The organism is Streptomyces sp. NPDC044984, from assembly GCF_040646935.1.
Taxonomy (GTDB): Bacteria; Actinomycetota; Actinomycetes; order Streptomycetales; family Streptomycetaceae; genus Streptomyces.
This window is the reverse complement of the sequence record NZ_JBEZBE010000021.1, coordinates 55392-72836: the sequence shown is the minus strand read 5'-3', so window position 1 is coordinate 72836 and position 17445 is coordinate 55392. Positions and strand designations below refer to the sequence as shown.

19 protein-coding genes and 2 pseudogenes are annotated in these 17445 nt (G+C 71.4%); 12 read left to right on the top strand and 9 right to left on the bottom strand.

Annotated elements, in window-relative coordinates; genetic code table 11:
• Window positions 1-132: 132 nt before the first annotated feature.
• The 3 genes from mshA to AB0A94_RS23055 all read left to right on the top strand — a co-directional run bounded on the left by mshA (window position 133) and on the right by AB0A94_RS23055 (window position 2886).
• Window positions 133-1470: a D-inositol-3-phosphate glycosyltransferase gene (gene mshA / locus AB0A94_RS23065; RefSeq protein ID WP_361747069.1), complete on the top strand. Its 1338-nt coding sequence runs from the start codon at window positions 133-135 to the stop codon at window positions 1468-1470.
• Window positions 1463-1969 (top strand): YbjN domain-containing protein, encoded by a 507-nt coding sequence (locus AB0A94_RS23060; protein WP_361747067.1) that lies wholly within the window; start codon window positions 1463-1465, stop codon window positions 1967-1969. The genes mshA and AB0A94_RS23060 overlap by 8 nt, the downstream gene beginning before the upstream one ends.
• A 110-nt stretch (window positions 1970-2079) precedes the next feature.
• Window positions 2080-2886 carry a hypothetical protein gene (locus AB0A94_RS23055; RefSeq protein WP_361747066.1) on the top strand — a complete coding sequence of 269 codons (807 nt, stop codon included), beginning with the start codon at window positions 2080-2082 and terminating at the stop codon, window positions 2884-2886.
• 74 nt (window positions 2887-2960) lie between these two features.
• Here the strand turns inward: AB0A94_RS23055 and AB0A94_RS23050 are convergent, their stop codons facing one another.
• Window positions 2961-3767 carry an AraC family transcriptional regulator gene (locus AB0A94_RS23050; protein WP_361747064.1) on the bottom strand — a complete coding sequence of 269 codons (807 nt, stop codon included), beginning with the start codon at window positions 3765-3767 and terminating at the stop codon, window positions 2961-2963.
• On the opposite strand from AB0A94_RS23050, the gene AB0A94_RS23045 reads away from it, so the two are divergent.
• Both AB0A94_RS23045 and AB0A94_RS23040 read left to right on the top strand, forming a co-directional pair.
• Window positions 3766-4233, top strand: coding sequence for a DUF2000 domain-containing protein (locus tag AB0A94_RS23045; protein WP_361747062.1), 468 nt, complete (start codon window positions 3766-3768; stop codon window positions 4231-4233). The genes AB0A94_RS23050 and AB0A94_RS23045 overlap by 2 nt on opposite strands.
• Before the next feature lie 239 nt (window positions 4234-4472).
• Entirely contained in the window at window positions 4473-5294 is an 822-nt protein-coding gene (locus AB0A94_RS23040; RefSeq protein WP_361747059.1) for a hypothetical protein, read from the top strand.
• Between the two features lie 65 nt (window positions 5295-5359).
• Here AB0A94_RS23040 and AB0A94_RS23035 read toward each other — a convergent pair whose 3' ends face one another.
• Window positions 5360-6346: an alpha/beta hydrolase gene (locus tag AB0A94_RS23035; RefSeq protein ID WP_361747057.1), complete on the bottom strand. Its 987-nt coding sequence runs from the start codon at window positions 6344-6346 to the stop codon at window positions 5360-5362.
• 167 nt (window positions 6347-6513) lie between these two features.
• Between AB0A94_RS23035 and AB0A94_RS23030 the strand changes: the two genes are divergently transcribed.
• Together AB0A94_RS23030 and AB0A94_RS23025 are read left to right on the top strand one after the other, a co-directional pair.
• A complete protein-coding gene (locus AB0A94_RS23030) occupies window positions 6514-6948 on the top strand; it encodes a hypothetical protein (protein WP_361747055.1) in 435 nt (144 codons plus the stop codon).
• A gap of 129 nt (window positions 6949-7077) precedes the next feature.
• Entirely contained in the window at window positions 7078-7722 is a 645-nt protein-coding gene (locus AB0A94_RS23025) for an FG-GAP repeat protein (protein WP_361747053.1), read from the top strand.
• Window positions 7723-8038: 316 nt separating this feature from the next.
• Here the strand turns inward: AB0A94_RS23025 and AB0A94_RS23020 are convergent, their stop codons facing one another.
• Window positions 8039-8260, bottom strand: coding sequence for a hypothetical protein (locus AB0A94_RS23020; RefSeq protein WP_361747050.1), 222 nt, complete (start codon window positions 8258-8260; stop codon window positions 8039-8041).
• 368 nt (window positions 8261-8628) lie between these two features.
• Here AB0A94_RS23020 and AB0A94_RS23015 point away from each other — a divergent pair, with 368 nt between their 5' ends.
• A complete protein-coding gene (locus AB0A94_RS23015; protein WP_361747047.1) occupies window positions 8629-9387 on the top strand; it encodes a hypothetical protein in 759 nt (252 codons plus the stop codon).
• Here the strand turns inward: AB0A94_RS23015 and AB0A94_RS23010 are convergent.
• Window positions 9384-9941, bottom strand: a pseudogene (locus AB0A94_RS23010) (UTRA domain-containing protein); the annotation flags it as partial. The gene AB0A94_RS23015 and the pseudogene AB0A94_RS23010 overlap by 4 nt on opposite strands.
• On the opposite strand from AB0A94_RS23010, the pseudogene AB0A94_RS23005 reads away from it, so the two are divergent.
• A pseudogene (locus tag AB0A94_RS23005) lies at window positions 9941-10087 on the top strand (ATP-binding protein); the annotation flags it as partial. The pseudogenes AB0A94_RS23010 and AB0A94_RS23005 sit on opposite strands and share 1 nt — an antisense overlap.
• A gap of 161 nt (window positions 10088-10248) precedes the next feature.
• On the opposite strand, the gene AB0A94_RS23000 reads toward AB0A94_RS23005, so the two are convergent.
• Entirely contained in the window at window positions 10249-11010 is a 762-nt protein-coding gene (locus AB0A94_RS23000) for a phosphoglyceromutase (RefSeq protein WP_217128664.1), read from the bottom strand.
• 153 nt (window positions 11011-11163) lie between these two features.
• On the opposite strand from AB0A94_RS23000, the gene AB0A94_RS22995 reads away from it, so the two are divergent.
• Window positions 11164-12462, top strand: coding sequence for an MFS transporter (locus AB0A94_RS22995; RefSeq protein ID WP_361747045.1), 1299 nt, complete (start codon window positions 11164-11166; stop codon window positions 12460-12462).
• A gap of 56 nt (window positions 12463-12518) precedes the next feature.
• Here the strand turns inward: AB0A94_RS22995 and AB0A94_RS22990 are convergent, their stop codons facing one another.
• The 3 genes from AB0A94_RS22990 to phoU form a co-directional block, all read right to left on the bottom strand.
• Entirely contained in the window at window positions 12519-12767 is a 249-nt protein-coding gene (locus tag AB0A94_RS22990) for an SCO4226 family nickel-binding protein (protein ID WP_361747043.1), read from the bottom strand.
• 164 nt (window positions 12768-12931) lie between these two features.
• On the bottom strand, window positions 12932-13087 hold the full coding sequence (locus tag AB0A94_RS22985) for a hypothetical protein (protein ID WP_361747041.1): 156 nt from the start codon (window positions 13085-13087) through the stop codon (window positions 12932-12934).
• A 130-nt stretch (window positions 13088-13217) separates the two neighbouring features.
• Window positions 13218-13919: a phosphate signaling complex protein PhoU gene (gene phoU / locus AB0A94_RS22980; protein ID WP_361747039.1), complete on the bottom strand. Its 702-nt coding sequence runs from the start codon at window positions 13917-13919 to the stop codon at window positions 13218-13220.
• Window positions 13920-14120: 201 nt separating this feature from the next.
• On the opposite strand from phoU, the gene AB0A94_RS22975 reads away from it, so the two are divergent.
• Together AB0A94_RS22975 and AB0A94_RS22970 are read left to right on the top strand one after the other, a co-directional pair.
• Window positions 14121-15413 carry an ATP-binding protein gene (locus tag AB0A94_RS22975; RefSeq protein WP_361747038.1) on the top strand — a complete coding sequence of 431 codons (1293 nt, stop codon included), beginning with the start codon at window positions 14121-14123 and terminating at the stop codon, window positions 15411-15413.
• Complete coding sequence (locus tag AB0A94_RS22970) at window positions 15410-16090, top strand: response regulator transcription factor (RefSeq protein ID WP_030829297.1); 681 nt, start codon at window positions 15410-15412, stop codon at window positions 16088-16090. Before AB0A94_RS22975 ends, AB0A94_RS22970 begins: the two co-directional genes overlap by 4 nt.
• A gap of 207 nt (window positions 16091-16297) precedes the next feature.
• On the opposite strand, the gene AB0A94_RS22965 is transcribed toward AB0A94_RS22970, so the two are convergent.
• The gene (locus tag AB0A94_RS22965; RefSeq protein ID WP_361747036.1) at window positions 16298-17023 is read right to left on the bottom strand and encodes a DUF461 domain-containing protein; all 726 of its coding nucleotides are present in this window, start codon (window positions 17021-17023) and stop codon (window positions 16298-16300) included.
• Between the last annotated feature and the right edge of the window lie 422 nt (window positions 17024-17445).

Below are 17445 nucleotides of genomic sequence, written 5' to 3'. Positions count from 1 at the left end.
AACTGGTAATGATTCGGTAAAAACCCGAACCGGAGACGTCGTCCGGAAATGGGGACGCGGTTTTCGGACGTTGACGTCGCCGAGGGCCGCACACCCTTCGACAGCCATGCCCGCAGCGAGGAGGAACGCCACGTGAGCCAGTACATCGCGAGGCTCGGGCGGCGCTCCCCCGCCGTCCCCCCGCGGCTGCGGCTGCACCGCAGGCCCCGCCGCGTGGCGATGCTCTCCGTGCACACCTCCCCGCTCCACCAGCCGGGCACCGGCGACGCGGGCGGCATGAACGTCTACATCGTGGAGCTCGCGCAGCGCCTCGCCGAGATCAACATCGAGGTCGAGATCTTCACCCGCGCGACCACCGCGGCCCTCCCGCCCACCGTCGAACTCGCCCCCGGCGTCCTCGTCCGGCACGTCGACGCGGGCCCCTACGAGGGCCTCGCCAAGGAGGAGCTCCCGGCCCAGCTGTGCGCCTTCACCCACGGCGTGATGCAGGCCTGGGCCCACCACCGCCCCGGCCACTACGACCTGGTCCACTCCCACTACTGGCTCTCCGGCCACGTCGGCTGGCTCGCCGCCCAGCGCTGGGGCGTGCCCCTGGTGCACGCCATGCACACCATGGCCAAGGTCAAGAACGCCAACCTGGCCGACGGCGACACGCCCGAGCCCGCCGCCCGCGTCATCGGCGAGACCCAGATCGTCGCCGCCGCCGACCGGCTGATCGCCAACACCGCCGAGGAGGCCGGCGAACTCGTACGGCACTACGCCGCCGACCCCGGCAAGGTCGCCGTCGTCCACCCCGGCGTCAACCTGTCCCGCTTCCGCCCGGCCGACGGCCGCGCCGCCGCGCGAGCCCGCCTCGGCCTGCCGCAGGACGCCCTGATCCCCCTCTTCGCGGGCCGCATCCAGCCCCTCAAGGCACCCGACGTGCTCCTCCGCGCGGTGGCCGCCCTGCTCGGCGAGCGTCCCGAGCTGCGCTCCCGCATCTGCGTCCCCGTGGTCGGCGGTCCCAGCGGCAGCGGCCTCGCCAAGCCGGAGGGGCTGCAGAAGCTCGCCGCGCGGCTCGGCATCGCGGACGTCGTGCGGTTCCGCCCGCCCGTCGGGCAGGAGCAGCTCGCGGACTGGTTCCGCGCGGCGTCCGTGCTCGTCATGCCGTCCTACAGCGAGTCCTTCGGACTGGTCGCCATAGAGGCGCAGGCCGCCGGCACCCCGGTGCTCGCGGCGGCGGTCGGCGGCCTCCCGGTGGCCGTGCGGGACGGACACACCGGCTTCCTCGTCCAGGGCCACGACCCCGACGCCTACGCGCGCGTGCTGCGCGACTTCGCCGACCACCCGCACCTCGCCGACAGCATGGGCGCGGCCGCCGCCCGGCACGCCCGGGCCTTCGGCTGGGACACCTCCGCCGCGGCCACCGCCGACGTCTACACGGCCGCGACCCAGGCCCACCGCCGTCACGTACGCTCGCCCCATGGCTGACAAGGCGGCGGAGGCAACGCAGGTCATCGAGGGCGTCCTGAGGGACGCCGAGCTGGAGTGGGAGAGTCCCGCGCCCGGCAGTTACGTGGTGAAGCTCCCCGGCACCCGCAAGCTCTCCACGACCGTGTCCCTGATCGCCGGCCGGCACACGCTCTCCCTGAACGCCTTCGTCATCCGCCACCCCGACGAGAACGAGGCGGCCGTCCACCGCTGGCTCCTGGAGCGCAACCTCAAGCTCTTCGGCGTGAGTTACGCCGTCGACCCGCTCGGCGACGTCTACGTCACCGGCCGCCTCCCCCTGGCCGCCGTCACCGCGGAGGAACTCGACCGCCTCCTCGGCCAGGTCCTGGAAGCCGCCGACGGCAGCTTCAACACCCTCCTGGAACTCGGTTTCGCCTCGGCGATCCGCAAGGAGTACGAGTGGCGGGTGTCGCGCGGCGAGTCCACCCGCAACCTGGACGCGTTCACGCACCTGCTGCGGCGCCCCTCGGACGGGTGACGACCGCGCAGGTCACGGCAAGGGTGCCGAACGGACGTGCGGGTGCGGGCTGTTAACCTGCCGCGATCCGGACCCCGGTCTCAGGGGTCCCGTGCATGAAGAGGACGTGCATGCGCACAGGCAGATCCGCCCTCGTGACCGCGCTCACCGGAGCGCTCGCCCTCGGGGTGTGCACCGCGACGCCCGCACAGGCGGCCGACACCGGCGTCACGGTGTCGAACGTGGTCGTGAACAACGGCAAGCCCATCGTCGTGGGCGTCTCAGAGGAGAAGAACCCCAGCCTCAGCTTCCGCATGACCTGGCCCGCGGGCTACTCGTCCGGCGACGTCACCGCGTTCCCGTACCTGTACCACGACACCACGGCCGCCGAGGGCGCGGAGGACGGCATCCGCACGGGTTACGTCATCACCTACGACGACACCCCCAGCTCGGCGAACATGGAGGGCGAGCTCTACATCGACCCCCGCTGGACCCTGGACTCCACCAAGGACGCCACCACCTGGAAGATCGCGGCCAACATCCGCCTCTGGGTCCCCGGGAGCGAGACCAAGCTCAAGGCCGAGGAGAACCTGACCGGCCTCGGCACGGTCCAGGTCAAGCGCGCCGCGCGGGCCACCGTCAACGCCTCGCCGGAACCGGTCGTCAAGAACAGGACGCTCACCGTGACGGGCAAGCTGACCCGCGCCGACTGGGGCAGGGAGGCGTACGTCGGCTACGGCGGCAAGCTGGCCAAGCTCCAGTTCCGCAAGGCGGGCACCAGCACCTACACGACCGTCAAGACCGCGCGGGCGAACTCCACGGGCTCACTGAAGACCACGGTGACGGCCACCACCGACGGCTATTGGCGCTGGACGTTCGGCGAGACGTCCACGACGGGCGGGGCGACGGCGGCGGGCGACTATGTCGACGTGAAGTGACTCCCGCGGGACCGGTGGCCCGCCTCCGCGGGGGGCACCGGCCCTCCGCCGGGATCACCGGCCCTCCGCGGGGGTCACCGGCCCTCCGCCCGGTAACGGCCCGGCGTGACACCGACCAGCCTGCGGAAGTGCCGGGTGAGGTGCGCCTGGTCGTAGAAGCCGGTGGCGACGGCGACCTCGCTCGGTGACCGTCCCTCCAGGAGCAGCCGCCGGGCGCGGCCGACCCGGCGGGACATCAGGTACTGGTGCGGCGCGATGCCGTAGGCCCTGCTGAACGCCCGTACGAGGTGCGCGGGATGGGCGGACAGCGTCCCGCCGGCCTCCGCCAGGCCGACGCCCTCCACGACCCGCTCGTCGAGCAGCTCCCGCAGCCGCCGTGCGAGCACGGGGTCCCGCCGGGGCGGACCGAGGACCTCCCGGGACCGCAGGTGCTCCCGCAGCCGCTCCCCGACCAGCGCCAGCCTGCTCTCGGCCTCCAGCTCGTCCCCGGGCCGCACGAGCGCGGAGTGCACCTGCCCGACGCGCCGCCGCAGCAGGGGGTCGCGCAGATCGGGCCGGTCGACGGCGGCCCCGATGAGACCGTCGGGGAGATGACTGGCGTCGAGGTACAGCACCCGCTTGCGGAAGCCGCCGGGAGTGGCGGGGGCCCCGTTGTGGGGGACGTGCGGCGGCAGCAGGGACACGGTGTCGTGCGGGGTGCCGTGCTCGTGCCGGTCGAGGTCGTACCGTACGGCGCCGTCGTCGACGATGAGCAGCGTCCAGGCGTCGTGGACGTGCATCGGGTAGGCGTACTCCGTGAAGCGGGCGTGGAACACCTCGACGACGCCCGGAACACGGGGCCGCCAGGCGGAAACGGCCCGTTCGGGGCGCTCTGCGGCCATGCAAACAACGTACAAGACGCGGGCGGGACCCGATCGGCAGTCTCCGTGCATGAGCACTCGCTTCGACACGAAGATCGCCGTACTGCTGCGCGAGGACCTGGAGCCCTGGCAGCGCCTCAACGTCACCGCGTTCCTGGTCAGCGGCCTGGGCACACAGCTCCCCGAGCTGATCGGCGCACCCTACGAGGACGCGGACGACGTGCCGTACCTGCCGATGTTCCGGCAGCCGGTCCTGGTCTTCCAGGGCACGAAGGAAGTGCTGAAGGCGGCCCACGCGCGTGCCCTGACCCGTGCCCTGCCCCGCGCGGTCTTCACCTCCGACCTGTTCGCCACGGGCCACGACGAGGCCAACCGCGCGGCGGTCCGCGCCGTCGGCACGGCGGACCTGGACCTGGTGGGCCTGTCGGTCCACGGCCCGAGGAACGCGGTGGACAAGGTCCTCAAGGGTGCGCGGATGCACCCGTGAGACGCCGGCCAGGTGGTGGAACGGACAGGCGGGCGGGGTCCGGTCCACCGGCCGAGGGCGTACGGCAGCAGCGACGGCTTGTGCGGGGCCCGGCCCCCACCCCTGCTCCACTGCCTCGACTCCGCTGATCGTCATGAGGCATGAGGGCCGGGGGGACCGGGAGGACCGGGAGGACCCGCGGCTGGTAACGTCGCGCTCTTCGCCAGGCACCCTGTGCGGAGTCCCCGTGGCAGGCCGACATGTCCGATCCCCGTGACGTCGATCCGTACGCGATGTGGCGCCAGGCCCTCGCCGAAGCCGACCGCGTCTTCGCGTCGCCCCCCGCACTCGACCGCCCGGTGGACGGTTGCACGTACTGCACCCCGGAGTCGGATCTGGTCCTGCTCGGCGGCGACCCCGCCGCCGTACCGGACGACGTCCTCGGCCACTTCATGCGGGAGACCGTCGACCACTGGGACGAGGACCAGTACCCCGTCCTGTGGCGCCGCCTCATGCCGCGCGCCCTGCGCCACTGGGGCCCGGGAGGCGAGGAGGGCAACGACCCGGACCTGGAGATCGGCCACCTGGCCGTTTACGGTGCCGCCCTGACCGACTGGCCCGCGCCCGAACGCGCCGCGGTGGGGCGGGCGTTCCGCGCGCTGCTGGCCGTCGCCCTGACCGACGGCCGGCCCGCGGGAGACGTCACGGACCTGGTGGAGGGCATCGCCCACGCGACGGGCGACCTGCGGCCCTGGCTGGACCACCTCGCCGCCCTCGCCGGCCTCCTCGGCCCGGTGGCGGAAGCCGGCCTGGTCCGCCTCGCCTTCGCCTGGGCGACCGACCTGCTCTGGGAGGACTTCGACTTCACCTGGTGGTACGACGGCGACCCCGGGGTCGTCGCCGCCTGGCTCCCCACCCAGCGCCCCCGCGTCGCCGCCTTCGCCACCCGCCACCCGCGCTGCAAGACGGCGGCGGACACCCTGATCGCGATCGACCACCTCGACGCCGGCACGCACAGCCCGTGGTGGTACCCGTACGGCCTGGGCCAGCACCTGCGGCTGACCGCCGCCGGGCCGCGCTGAGCGTGCCCGCGCCTCAGTCCGGCAGCGGCCCGGAGGTCTGGCGCCAACCGCGGGGTGTCAAACCGTCACGACACGGTCAGGGCGGCCGCCAGCCATTCGATGAGGAGACGGTTGACGTCGTCGGGGCGTTCCTGCTGGACCCAGTGGCCGCAGCCGTCGAGCAGGTGCGAGGAGACCAGGCCCGGCAGCGTGACCGGGAACGCCTCGATCGCGTCGGCCATCCAGGTCGTGGAGGCGTCCAGGCGGCCGCCGACGAACAGGGACGGCTGGGTGATCGGGGCGCCGTCGAGGGCGGCGAGGTCCTCCCAGTCGCGGTCCATGTTCCGGTAGCGGTTGAGCGCGCCGGTCATCCCCGTCCGCTCGAACTCCCCGGCGTAGACGTCGAGATCCCGCTCGCTCAGCCAGCCGGGCAGCCGGCCCGCGGAGAACCGGTCGCGCATGGTCCCGCCCCTGCCGACGAAGTGCGGGTCGGGAGCGCCGGGCGCGGGCATGGTGTCGGCGGACAGCGTCGCGTAGAGGCCCGCGAGCCAGCCCCGTACATCGGGCTCGATCTCCGCCTCGGCGCGGCCCGGTTCCTGGTAGTACGAGACGTAGAACTCCTCGTCACCGCCCATCCCGGCGAAGACGTCACTGGGCCGGGGCCCGCCGCGCGGGGCGTAGGGGACGCTCAGCAGCGCCACCGCGCGGAACACCTCCGGCGCGAGCAGCGCGGAGTTCGCGGCGATGTTCGCGCCCCAGTCGTGCCCGACGACCACGGCCGACTCCTCGCCCAGGGCACGCACCACCGCGACGTTGTCCTCCACCAGGGCCGTCATCCGGTACGCGTCCGTCGCGGCCGGCTTGGAGGAACGCCCGTAGCCACGCACATCGACGGCGACCGCGCGGTACCCCGCCGCGGCGAGGGCCGGCAACTGGTGGCGCCAGGAGTACCAGGACTCCGGGAACCCGTGCACGAGCAGCACCAGCGGCCCGCTCCCCTGCTCCACGAGATGGATCCGCCCTCCCGGCGAGGGAACCAGCCGGTGTGTGGTCTCCGTGGCGTACTGCGACATGCGCCCTCCTCCGGGCCCGGTGGTCTTCTGTACCCCGATCATGCGGAAGGCCACCCCGAGGGCCCGAGCACGTTTGCCGATCCGGCAAAGCGGGGTCCGGCAGCGGTGGCGGACGGGCCGTGAGACCTCGGCGGCGGCGATGTCAGTGGGGTCCCCACAATGCGGTCATGAGCGAGCACTACGAGGTCGTCTTCTCCTGCTTCCTGCGCGACGACACCCCGGCCCCGGTACTGGCGGCCCTGCGCTGGCACATGGGCATGGACGACGACTGCCCGGACATCCTGGCCCCGGACGACCACCCCTACCCGCTGCTGCTCACGGGCGACCACAGCCGCCTCCCCGGCGGCGACACCGTGTCCTTGCGCCGTACGGTGCAGGAGTTCACGACATCGGGGGAGCGGTACGAGTGGGAGCTGTTCGCCCGCAAGGACTGGGTCGACGACCTGGTCCTCCACCTCGACGCGTTCCTGCATCTGATGGCCCCTCACATCGCGAGCGACGGTCACGGCGGCCACATCCGCCACGTGTACGAGACAGAGGTGAAGCCCTTCACCTTCCACGACGGCACGTACGACCCCGTCGAGATCCGGGAGATCGCCTGAGCCGGAACCGGAGCCGCCGTGAGGGGAGAGCGGTCGTTGCCGGCGCGCATAACCCTTGACGGTCCGTACGCGTCCAAGATCACAGTTCAAGCGTCCGTCCACAGGACGCTTCTCGGACCTCGGAGAATCATGCCCTCCTCGCGTACCGCCCTCGCAGCCGCTTCCGCACTCGTAGCGGCGCTCTGCACTCCGCTCCTCGCCGCCCCCACCGCGTCCGCGGCCCCCGCCGAGTACGCCGACGACTTCAACGGTGACGGCTACCGCGACTACGCGTACGGCGAGAGCGTCACCGACGCGGGCTCGGACGGCTCCGGAACGGTCGGCGTCATCTACGGCACGGCCACCGGACCGAACGGGCGCAAGCAGAACATCACGCAGAACAGCGCGGGCGTCCCCGGCGCCAACGAGTGGGACGACGGCTTCGGCAACGCGATGACGGCCGCCGACTTCAACCGCGACGGCTACCCGGACCTCGCCGTCGCCGCCCCCGGGGAGGACCTCGGCGGCCACGCCGACGCGGGCGCCGTCCACATCCTGCGCGGCAGCGCCTCGGGGCTCACCGGATCCAAGTCCCAGTTCTTCGACCGCGCCAGCTCGGGCGTGCCGGGGGACCTGGAAGCCGGCGAGTCCTTCGGCGAACGGCTCCGCCTGCGCGACTCCGACCGCGACGGCCACGCCGACCTCTTCACCGACTACCTCCGCCTGCGCGGCCACTCCGGAGGCATCACGGCCTCCGGCATCCAGCAGACGGTCTGGTCCGACTTCACGGAGTAGGAGCTGTCGTCACCGGGCACGCGCACACCCTCCGGGTGGGCCGGCACGAGACCGGCCCACCCGGACGGACCTTGCGGAACGCGGCCTCAAGCGGCCCGGGGTCGCGCCGCCCGCATGTCCGAGGCGGGATCGTGTGCGTCCTCGGGCACGAAGGTCTCGTCCTCCCCGAAGTCCGGGCTCAAGAAGGGGTTCGTGGCCGGAGGCGGCGATGCTGCGACGGAACGGCGGGGTCGCCCCTCCGGAGCGGAGAACAGCGAGGTCGGTTCGATGAGAGGTCTCTCTTTCGGTACAGGTCCCGTGACCGGGCACAGTGGTCCTACAGCTTGGTCGTCTTCGCGTACGGGCTGAGGATCCGCGCTTGCGTCGAACCGAAGCCCACGAGCGCCGCGATCCCGCCTTCGACGGCGATCACCCGGCCGAGGCCGTACACGTCGTGCGTGACCCGGCCGCCCACGGCGAGGTGCCGGGGAGACGGCATGACCGGGGCCTTGAAGGGGCTGGTGGGCAGACGCCGCTTCGGTGCGGCGGATCCCGTCACTGACCCCAGTATGCGCCCACCCCCTCCCGTCCGCTGTGTCCACCGTCTCCTCGCCCGCCCCGACGCCCCGGCGGGACGACCGACGTCCGGCACGGCAAGAAGCCCTCGCCCACGAGGAAACCGCAGGTCGGGGGCGGAAGGAGGCGGCTTGCTCCTTCTTGCTCCGAGTCTTGCCGGGGATCTTGAGGAGCTGGGTTCTCCCTGATCAAAAGTGGTGGGCTCGCGCGCCTGGTGATCGTCATCGGCCGCCGTCGAGCGTCCTGAGACGGCCCGGAGACGGCTCAGCCGGGCAGGCAGGTTGAGCCGCCTTGTCAGTGCGCGCGGCTAGGGTGCGCTCACCATCAGGCGTAACGCTCTGGGGAGGGGCTGTGGGAGCCAAGACGGGACTGTTGGTGTACGCGGACGGCGACGTGCCGGGATTGCTGCGGCGCGTGGGGGCGGCGGATCTTGACCGGACGGTCACCATGATGCGGCGGCTCTACCCGGGCCGGGAGATCAAGCAGTGCGAGAGCTCGAACCTCTGGGACGGCGTGTACCCGCCGAAGGGGACGGCGTACGCAGCGAGCTGGCCGGGCGTGGAGGTCATCGGCGATCAGGAAGTGATGATCGACGCCCCTTCCCGGCTTCCGGAACACCTCGTGGCGGCAAGCGCCGGCCGACGTCTCGTCCTGCACGCCATGCACAGCGTCGTCGACTGGCTGGCGTTCGCCGTGTGGGAGGACGGGCGCCTCGTCCGCTCCCTGAGCCTGTCGCCGGACAGCGGAATCATCGAGAACATCGGCGAACCGCTCCCCTTCGAGCTGCCCTACTGGGCCGGAGACCGCCCGGCGGACATCGTCCCCTGGCCCGGTGAGGAAGAAGAGCCGTACGCCCTCCCCTTCCACCCTCTGGAACTGGGCGACGACGCGCTGCGCGCGCTCTGCGGCTTCATCCGGGAGGGCCGTCCCGAGCCCGACGACGTCGACGCGGACGCCGTCGAGCTGTACGGATTCCACATGAGGGATCCACACGGGCCCGATCCCGCCGAGCAGGAAGCGGAGCTGCGCAGAGCCGTGGAAGCCATGGATCCGCCACGCTTCTACACACTGAGCCCTGACGGCTCACTGGTCGAACGCGACGGCCTTTAGTTCAGGGTCTCTTCGTCCCGAGGTGACTTGGCCAGGGGCTCCGGCACGTCGGACGGCATGGGTTTCGGGTTCGCGTCGAAGTCGTACTCCAGGACGTACGAGGCGGCGTCCAGCGTCATCTCGTTGACCTCGACGGGACGGCCCTGGTCCGTGAACGCGGTACGGCAGATGAGGATGACCGGCGTGCCCGTAGCCATGCTCAACTGCGTCGCCTCGTCCTTCGACGGCATGCGGGAGCGGATCTCCTCCCGGAAGTGCGCCGGCTCGTAACCGAGTTCGGCGAGCCTGGCGTACGTCCCACCAGGACCGGTGTCCTCCTGGGTGATGGCGGAGCCGGCGACCAGGGGCATGGGGAGGTAGCTGGTCGCGAGCAGGACCGGCTTGCCGTCCAGGACGAAGCGCCGGCGCCGTACGCACGTCACCTCTCCGTCGGCCAGGTTCAGGACCGTGCTGACGCGATCGGGCGCCGTCTCCTCGGACACAGAGACCTGGTCGACCTCAAGTACCCGGTTCTCGCTGTCCGCCGACCAGATGGAACGGCCGTTGCCCCACCGTGCGCCTCCGCCGACCGGACGCCGACGACGCGCACGGACGCGGGCTGCTCCTGGTCGACTCCATCGCCGCTTCCTGGCACTCCGGACCGAGCCGTTTCGGGGGAACGGTCGTCTCCTTCGTGCTGGCTGACGCCTGGCCCTCATGACGCGGAGGATCAGGTCTTCGACCTGGATCTCCGTCTGGACGGAGAGCTGGGAGCCCTCGACTCAGCCCCTCTCCGACATCCTTGGGCGATACGGCCCAGCCCACAAGCAAGCCCCCCACCGGCGGTGAAATCGCAGGCAGGGGGCTTACTGACGCGGGCGCTTACTTCTTCTTGCCCTGGTTCTTGACCGCCTCGATCGCCGCTGCGGCCGCCTCCGGGTCGAGGTACTTGCCGCCGGGGGTGACCGGCTTGAAGTCGGAGTCGAGCTCGTAGTAGAGCGGGATGCCCGTCGGGATGTTCAGGCCCGCGATGTCGGCGTCCGAGATGCCGTCGAGGTGCTTGACCAGGGCGCGCAGGCTGTTGCCGTGGGCGGCGACCAGGACCGTGCGGTTGGCCAGGAGGTCGGGGACGATCGAGTCGAACCAGTACGGGAGCATCCGGACGACGACGTCCTTCAGGCACTCCGTCTGCGGGCGCAGCTCCGGCGGGAGGGTCGCGTAGCGCGGGTCGGAGAACTGGGAGTACTCGGCGTCGTTGGAGAGCGCCGGCGGCGGGGTGTCGTAGGAGCGGCGCCACAGCATGAACTGCTCCTCGCCGAACTCCGCGAGAGTCTGCGCCTTGTCCTTGCCCTGCAGGGCGCCGTAGTGACGCTCGTTCAGGCGCCAGCTGCGGTTCACCGGGATCCACAGGCGGTCGGCGGCCTCCAGCGCGAGCTGCGCGGTGCGGATCGCGCGCTTCTGGAGGGAGGTGTGGAGCACGTCGGGCAGCAGGCCGGCGTCCTTGAGCAGCTCGCCGCCGCGCGTCGCCTCCTTCTCGCCCTTCGGGGTGAGGTTGACGTCCACCCAGCCGGTGAACAGGTTCTTCTCGTTCCACTCGCTCTCGCCGTGGCGGAGGAGGATCAGCTTGTACGGTGCGTCGGCCATGTGCCCGAGCGTAATCGACGTCCCGCACGGGCCGCGCGCCCTGCCCGCTTGGCGGACGGTTGACGGGATCTGTTAAACGAGTGGTCCCCGCAGAGCCCGCGTTTGTAAGTTGTGCCTGCTGTACCAGACGCTTACATCTTCTACGGGGGTCCCATGTCAGTCGCCGGACTGAGACGTGCCGCGCGTGAGTCCGTCTCGGGGCTTCCCCGGGAGTTCTGGTGGCTGTGGACCAGCACCCTCGTCAACCGGCTCGGTGGGTTCGTCGCCACCTTCATGGCGCTCTACCTGACGCTCGACCGGGGGTACTCCGCCTCCTACGCCGGGCTCGTCGCCGCGCTGCACGGGCTCGGCGGGGTGATCTCGTCGCTGGGTGCCGGGGTGATGACCGACCGGCTGGGGCGGCGGCCCACGCTGCTCGTGGCGCAGGTCTCCACGGCCGTGTCCGTGGCGGCTCTGGGGTTCGTGCGCGATCCGGTCGGCATCGCCGCCGTCGCCTTCCTCGTGGGCATGGCCTCCAACGCCTCCCGGCCGGCCGTGCAGGCGATGATGGCCGACATCGTGCGGCCGGAGGACCGTATCCGGGCCTTCTCGCTCAACTACTGGGCCATCAACCTGGGCTTCGCGATCTCCTCCGCGGCGGCCGGGTTCATCGCCGAGTACAGCTACCTCGCCGGGTTCCTGATCGAGGGCGGCATGACGCTGGTCTGCGCCATCCTCGTCTTCGTGAAGCTGCCCGAGTCCCGGCCGGGCGGCAAGGACGCCCCGGACGCCTCCCTGGAGAGCGGGTCCGTCTCCCTCCTGACCGTGCTGCGCGACGGGCGCTTCATGAGCGTCGTCGGGCTGTCCTTCCTCATCGCCCTCGTCTTCCAGCAGGGGTACCTGGGGCTGCCGGTCGCCATGGGGGAGGCCGGGTTCACGCCCGCGGACTACGGCCTGGCCATCGCCGTCAACGGCGTGCTGATCGTCGTCCTGCAGATCCCCGTCACCCGGTTCATCGAGCACCGGGACCCCGGGCGGCTGCTGGTGATCTCCTCGCTGCTCGCCGGATACGGCTTCGGGCTCACCGCCTTCGCCGGGTCGGTCGGCGTCTTCGCCCTCACCGTGTGCGTGTGGACGCTGGCCGAGATCGTCAACGCGCCGACCCAGACCGGGCTCGTCGTCCGCCTCTCCCCGGTGCACGGGCGCGGGCGCTACCAGGGCATGTACACCATGTCCTGGGCGGTTGCCGCCCTCGTCGCCCCGCTGATGTCCGGTTTCGTGATCGACCGCTGGGGCGCCGAGTGGCTGTGGGGGGCGTGCGCCGTCGTCGGGACGGTGGCCGGCCTCGGGTACGGGCTGCTGATGCGGCGGCTTCCGGAAGAGAAGCTTCTGGAGGAGAAACTTCCGGCGGAGGGGCTTCCGGAGAAGGAAGCGGTCGTGGTGGAGAAGGCCCCGGAGGTCAGTGCCTCCTGAGAGGCGCCGGCCTCCGCGAGCATGTGGACCTCCGCGAACCTCCGCGAACCTCCCGGTCAGACCGACAGCGTCACCGCGTGGATCTCGTCCGCCTTGTGGCCGGTGCGTTCGTGGACGCGCTGGACCGCATCGGCGGAAGGGGCCTCGGAGAGGCAGTAGATCGTGCCGGACTCCGGGTCCGCCCACGCCTGCCGGAAGTGGACACCCTCTTCCTGCTGTATCGCGAGGTCGGCCTCGTGGGCCTGCTGCAGCTTCTCCTCCGTGAGGCCCTCCACGCCGTGGTGGACGTCCATGAACTGGGTCATGGCCCGCACCTCCTTCCGACTTCCAGGTCGTGAGTCGTGAGTTGCGAGGCTGTCACCCACCTCCCATCCTGCGCGCCACCGCACCCACCGGCACGCCGAGGACCCCGGCGCCCGTCACGGGCGCCGGGGTCCTGGGTCGGTCGGCGGGCCGGGTGCGTACGGCGTCAGCCGCACTGGCAGGGGCTGCCCGACTGGCAGCCGCAGCCGCAGCCCGAGCCGCAGCCGCAGGCGGCGATCAGGGTGAGGTTCCTGATCTCGGCGGGCTGCTCGGTCTCGCGCTCCCGCGTGGGGTCGGGTGTCGTGCTGGGGGAATCGGCCATGGGTCCCTCCTCGGGGCTGGCACCTGTGCACACCTGCCCCCATTGCACGCCCGCTCCGCCGGGCGCATCAACGGCGCATCGAGGCTCGTACGCCCTCCGGCCGGGCCCCGTCGCGCGGGTACGCCCCCGATCAGGCCCCTTCCGCCCCCTTGACCGCCTGGATCTCCGGCTGCAGGTCCGCCTGGATCTCGTCCGCGTGCTCGCCGGTGACCAGGTACACCACCCGCTTGGCGACCGAGACCGCGTGGTCGGCGAAGCGCTCGTAGTAGCGGCCCAGCAGCGTGACGTCGACGGCCGTCTCGATGCCGTGCTTCCAGCGGTCGTCGATCAGGTGCTGGAAGAGGGTGCGGTGCAGCAGGTCCATCGCGTCGTCGTCCTGCTCCAGCTGGAGCGCCAGGTCGACGTCCTTGGTGATGATCACCTCGGCCGCCTTCGCCATCAGGCGCTGCGCGAGCTGGCCCATCTCCAGGATGGTGGCGTGCAGGTCCTGCGGGACCGCGCGCTCGGGGTAGCGCAGCCGGGCCAGCTTCGCCACGTGCTGGGCCAGGTCGCCCGAGCGCTCCAGGTCGGCCGACATCCGCAGCGAGGTGACGACTATGCGCAGGTCGGTCGCCACCGGCTGCTGGCGGGCCAGCAGGGCGATGGCCCGGGCCTCCAGGTCGTGCTGGAGCTCGTCGACCTTCTGGTCGGCCTCGATCACGCTCTCCGCCAGCTTCAGATCGGCGTCGAGGATGGCCGTCGTGGCGCGTCCGATCGCCGACCCGACCAGCCGGGCCATCTCCACCAGACCGTCGCCGATCGAATCCAGTTCCTCGTGGTACGCGTCCCGCATCAGGGTTCCTCTCGTGCGTCTCTGTCCGGGCTTCAGGGGCCTGGTCTCCTCCCCACGCTCCCACGTTCGGGCCCGTACGCGTCCGATTCCGTCACCCCAAATGAACCATCCCTGGCTCCAAGGTGAACTCTGGGCGACGAGTGTTCGAGCTCGGCCGCCGACGGCTGTGGGGACCGGCCGCACCATGCCTAACCTGGAAGCATGGACGTGAACGCGGCGGTCGCCGCAGTGGCAGCGATCGCCGGAGTGCTCACCGGCGTCATCGCCATGCTGGCGTTCCGCTTCAGTGAGCGCGAGCAGCGGCGCCCCACGCGCACCTCGCTGCACACGGACCCGGTGCTTCCGCCGGGGGTGGACACCGTCCTGTCCGTGCTGCGCTCGTCCGCCGTCGTCCTCGACGAGGCCGACGGCGTGGTCAAGGCCAGCTCCGCCGCGTACGCCCTCGGACTGGTGCGCGGCGGCAAGCTCGCCGTGGAGCCCATGCTGCAGATGGCCCGCGACACCCGGCGCGACGGCGAGATACGCCAGGTCGAGCTGGACCTGCCCCGCCGGGGGACCGGACGCGGCGAGGCCCTCGCGGTGTCCGCGCGGGTCGCGCCGCTCGGCTCCCGGCTCGTCCTGCTGCTCGTCGAGGACCTCACCGAGGCCCGCCGCATCGAGGCGGTGCGACGCGACTTCGTCGCCAACGTCAGCCACGAGCTGAAGACCCCCGTCGGGGCGCTCTCGCTGCTCTCCGAGGCCGTGATGGACGCCTCCGACGACCCCGAGGCGGTGGAACGGTTCGCCGGGCGGATGCAGATCGAGGCGACCCGGCTGACCAACCTGGTGCAGGAGCTCATCGACCTCTCCCGGGTGCAGAACGACGACCCGCTGGAGGACGCCGAACCCATCCGCGTCGACGAACTGGTCGCCGAGGCCATCGACCGCTGCCGGCACCAGGCGGGCACCAAGGAGATCACCATGGCCGCGGGCGGCACCGCCGACCTGCACGTGTGGGGCAACCGCGGCCAGCTCGCCGCCGCGCTCGGCAACCTCGTCGAGAACGCGGTCAACTACTCACCCGCCCGCACCCGCGTGGGCATCGCGGCCCGTACGGTCGCCCAGCCCGGCGGGGACCTGATCGAGATAGCGGTGACCGACCAGGGCATCGGCATCTCCGACAAGGACAAGGAGCGCATCTTCGAGCGCTTCTACCGTGTCGACCCGGCCCGCTCCCGTGCCACCGGCGGTACGGGGCTCGGCCTCGCGATCGTGAAACACGTGGCAGCCTCGCACGGCGGGGAGGTCACGGTGTGGAGCGCCGAGGGCCAGGGATCCACCTTCACCCTGCGGCTGCCGGAGGCCGGCGCGGCCCGCAACCGCGCCCATCAGATGTCCCACCGGGACGACACCGAGGACCTCGACAACGAGGCCGGACGGCCGTCCCACCCATCCCCCCACTCTTCCGATCCATCCGCGTACGAAACGCTTCCCTCCCCGGAGGTCCTTCCGTGACCCGAGTGCTCGTCGTCGAGGACGAGGAGTCCTTCTCCGACGCCCTGTCGTACATGCTCCGCAAGGAGGGCTTCGAGGTCGCCGTCGCGACCACCGGGCCCGACGGACTCGACGAGTTCGAGCGCAACGGCGCCGACCTCGTACTGCTCGACCTGATGCTGCCCGGGCTGCCGGGCACCGAGGTGTGCCGCCAGTTGCGCGGCCGTTCCAACGTCCCGGTCATCATGGTGACCGCCAAGGACAGCGAGATCGACAAGGTTGTCGGCCTGGAAATAGGGGCCGACGACTACGTCACCAAGCCGTTCTCCTCGCGGGAGCTGGTGGCGCGCATCCGCGCGGTGCTGCGCCGGCGCGGTGAGCCGGAGGAGGTCGCTCCGGCGGCCCTGGAGGCCGGGCCGGTGCGGATGGACGTCGACCGGCACGTGGTGACCGTGGGCGGCACCAAGGTCGACCTGCCGCTGAAGGAGTTCGACCTGCTGGAGATGCTGCTGCGGAACGCGGGGCGGGTGCTGACGCGGATGCAGCTCATCGACCGGGTGTGGGGTGCCGACTACGTCGGTGACACCAAGACGCTCGACGTGCACGTCAAGCGGCTGCGGGCGAAGATCGAGCCGGATCCGGGGGCGCCGCGGTACCTGGTGACGGTGCGGGGGCTGGGGTACAAGTTCGAGCCGTAAGCCCGTGGTGCGGGGGGCGGGTGCGGGGGCTGGACGGGGGTGTTGCGCAGCCCGGCGTTTGCGGGGTGCCGCCGCGCCCACCCGTGCCGCCCTGGGGGCACCTCCCAGGCCTGTGAGGCACTGGGGGAGGCACGACTGCCCGCGGTGACGCAGTGAAGGGCGGGACCCCTGTTCGGGGTCCCGCCCTTCAGCGTGTAGTGCGAGTGATCAGTGGCCGGCCTGTGCGCTTGCGGAGGCCGCGTCGGTCGGGGTGTCCGACGGGGCGTCGGTCTCCGTCGACTCGCCGTTCTCACCGTTCTCGGTGTTCTCGGTGTCCTCCGGGGCGCCGGTGGCCTCGTCCGTGGTGCCGTCGGCCGGTTCGCCGGAGGACTCCGCGGAGGGGTCCGTCGACGGTTCCGTCGAGGCGCCCGGCGCGGGGGCGGCCTCGGTCGGGCCCCACTCCTCGAAGAAGTGCTCGGCGGGGAAGACGATCGCGCGCAGGCTCACGTCACCGGTCTTGCTGAAGGTGAAGGTGATCTTCTGGGCGTTGCCGTCCCGGACGGCCTCACGGCTGCTGGGCAGGACGGCGGCCGCGTTGCCCTCGCCGCCGAGGATCAGCGAGCCGCCGGCCGGGACGGTGAGGCTGCCGCCCTCGGCGGGGGTCAGCTCGGCGGTCTTGCCGGTGCCGGGGACGGTGACCGACTCCAGCGTCTGGTCGGTGCGGCCCTCGTTGAACAGCGTGGCGGAGACGACCGCCGGGCCCGTCGACTCCAGGTCGGGCTGGGTGATGACCGTGGCGTTCTGGACCTTGATGTCGCCGACGGTCGTCGACGCGTTGTCCGGCTGGATCTCCAGGGTCTGGGCGTTGTGGCCGGCCGCGCACGCGGAGAGCGAGGCGATCGAGAACGCGATGGCGGCGGCGGCGAGAGCGCCGCGTCGAAGGCTGCTGCTCACGGCGGCGGCAACTCCTTGACTCGAGCGTTTGGCGACCGGGTGAAGCCGCCCTAAGTGTCTGTCAGCGGCCTCAGGTTACCGAGCCGTTCCCGCGCGGCCGCACCCGACCCTCCCGAGACGTCCCGCGTCGGCCCGGGAAGGAGTGCCCGGAACCCCGGTCACCGCCTCACCGGCAGTCGGGAACGGGCGTACTCCGTGCCTCGAGGCGCAAGTGACTCACCAGTCACTTGGGTCACTTTCACGTCGCACTCCCGTGCCATTCCCATAGTGATCGCGCATTTCTCGCGAAGGAATGAGCAGAGGGCTCCGAAATTGATCACCGGCCGCTCATCCTCACACCGGGTGATCAATTCCGGATTCGACCGGAACCCGGCTCCACGCACCGAACGGAGTAGCGGAAGTCGAGCACTTGGAACCGGACA

Excerpts from the sequence above, each read along its gene's own strand:
- AB0A94_RS23060 (WP_361747067.1), top strand. The coding sequence starts at position 1,463 with ATGGCTGACAAGGCGGCGGAGGCAACGCAGGTCATCGAGGGCGTCCTG.
- AB0A94_RS23055 (WP_361747066.1), top strand. The coding sequence starts at position 2,080 with ATGCGCACAGGCAGATCCGCCCTCGTGACCGCGCTCACCGGAGCGCTC.
- AB0A94_RS23045 (WP_361747062.1), top strand. The coding sequence starts at position 3,766 with ATGCAAACAACGTACAAGACGCGGGCGGGACCCGATCGGCAGTCTCCG.
- AB0A94_RS23050 (WP_361747064.1), bottom strand. The coding sequence starts at position 3,767 with ATGGCCGCAGAGCGCCCCGAACGGGCCGTTTCCGCCTGGCGGCCCCGT.
- AB0A94_RS23040 (WP_361747059.1), top strand. The coding sequence starts at position 4,473 with ATGTCCGATCCCCGTGACGTCGATCCGTACGCGATGTGGCGCCAGGCC.
- AB0A94_RS23035 (WP_361747057.1), bottom strand. The coding sequence starts at position 6,346 with ATGTCGCAGTACGCCACGGAGACCACACACCGGCTGGTTCCCTCGCCG.
- AB0A94_RS23030 (WP_361747055.1), top strand. The coding sequence starts at position 6,514 with ATGAGCGAGCACTACGAGGTCGTCTTCTCCTGCTTCCTGCGCGACGAC.
- AB0A94_RS23025 (WP_361747053.1), top strand. The coding sequence starts at position 7,078 with ATGCCCTCCTCGCGTACCGCCCTCGCAGCCGCTTCCGCACTCGTAGCG.
- AB0A94_RS23000 (WP_217128664.1), bottom strand. The coding sequence starts at position 11,010 with ATGGCCGACGCACCGTACAAGCTGATCCTCCTCCGCCACGGCGAGAGC.
- AB0A94_RS22995 (WP_361747045.1), top strand. The coding sequence starts at position 11,164 with ATGTCAGTCGCCGGACTGAGACGTGCCGCGCGTGAGTCCGTCTCGGGG.
- AB0A94_RS22990 (WP_361747043.1), bottom strand. The coding sequence starts at position 12,767 with ATGACCCAGTTCATGGACGTCCACCACGGCGTGGAGGGCCTCACGGAG.
- AB0A94_RS22985 (WP_361747041.1), bottom strand. The coding sequence starts at position 13,087 with ATGGCCGATTCCCCCAGCACGACACCCGACCCCACGCGGGAGCGCGAG.
- phoU (WP_361747039.1), bottom strand. The coding sequence starts at position 13,919 with ATGCGGGACGCGTACCACGAGGAACTGGATTCGATCGGCGACGGTCTG.
- AB0A94_RS22975 (WP_361747038.1), top strand. The coding sequence starts at position 14,121 with ATGGACGTGAACGCGGCGGTCGCCGCAGTGGCAGCGATCGCCGGAGTG.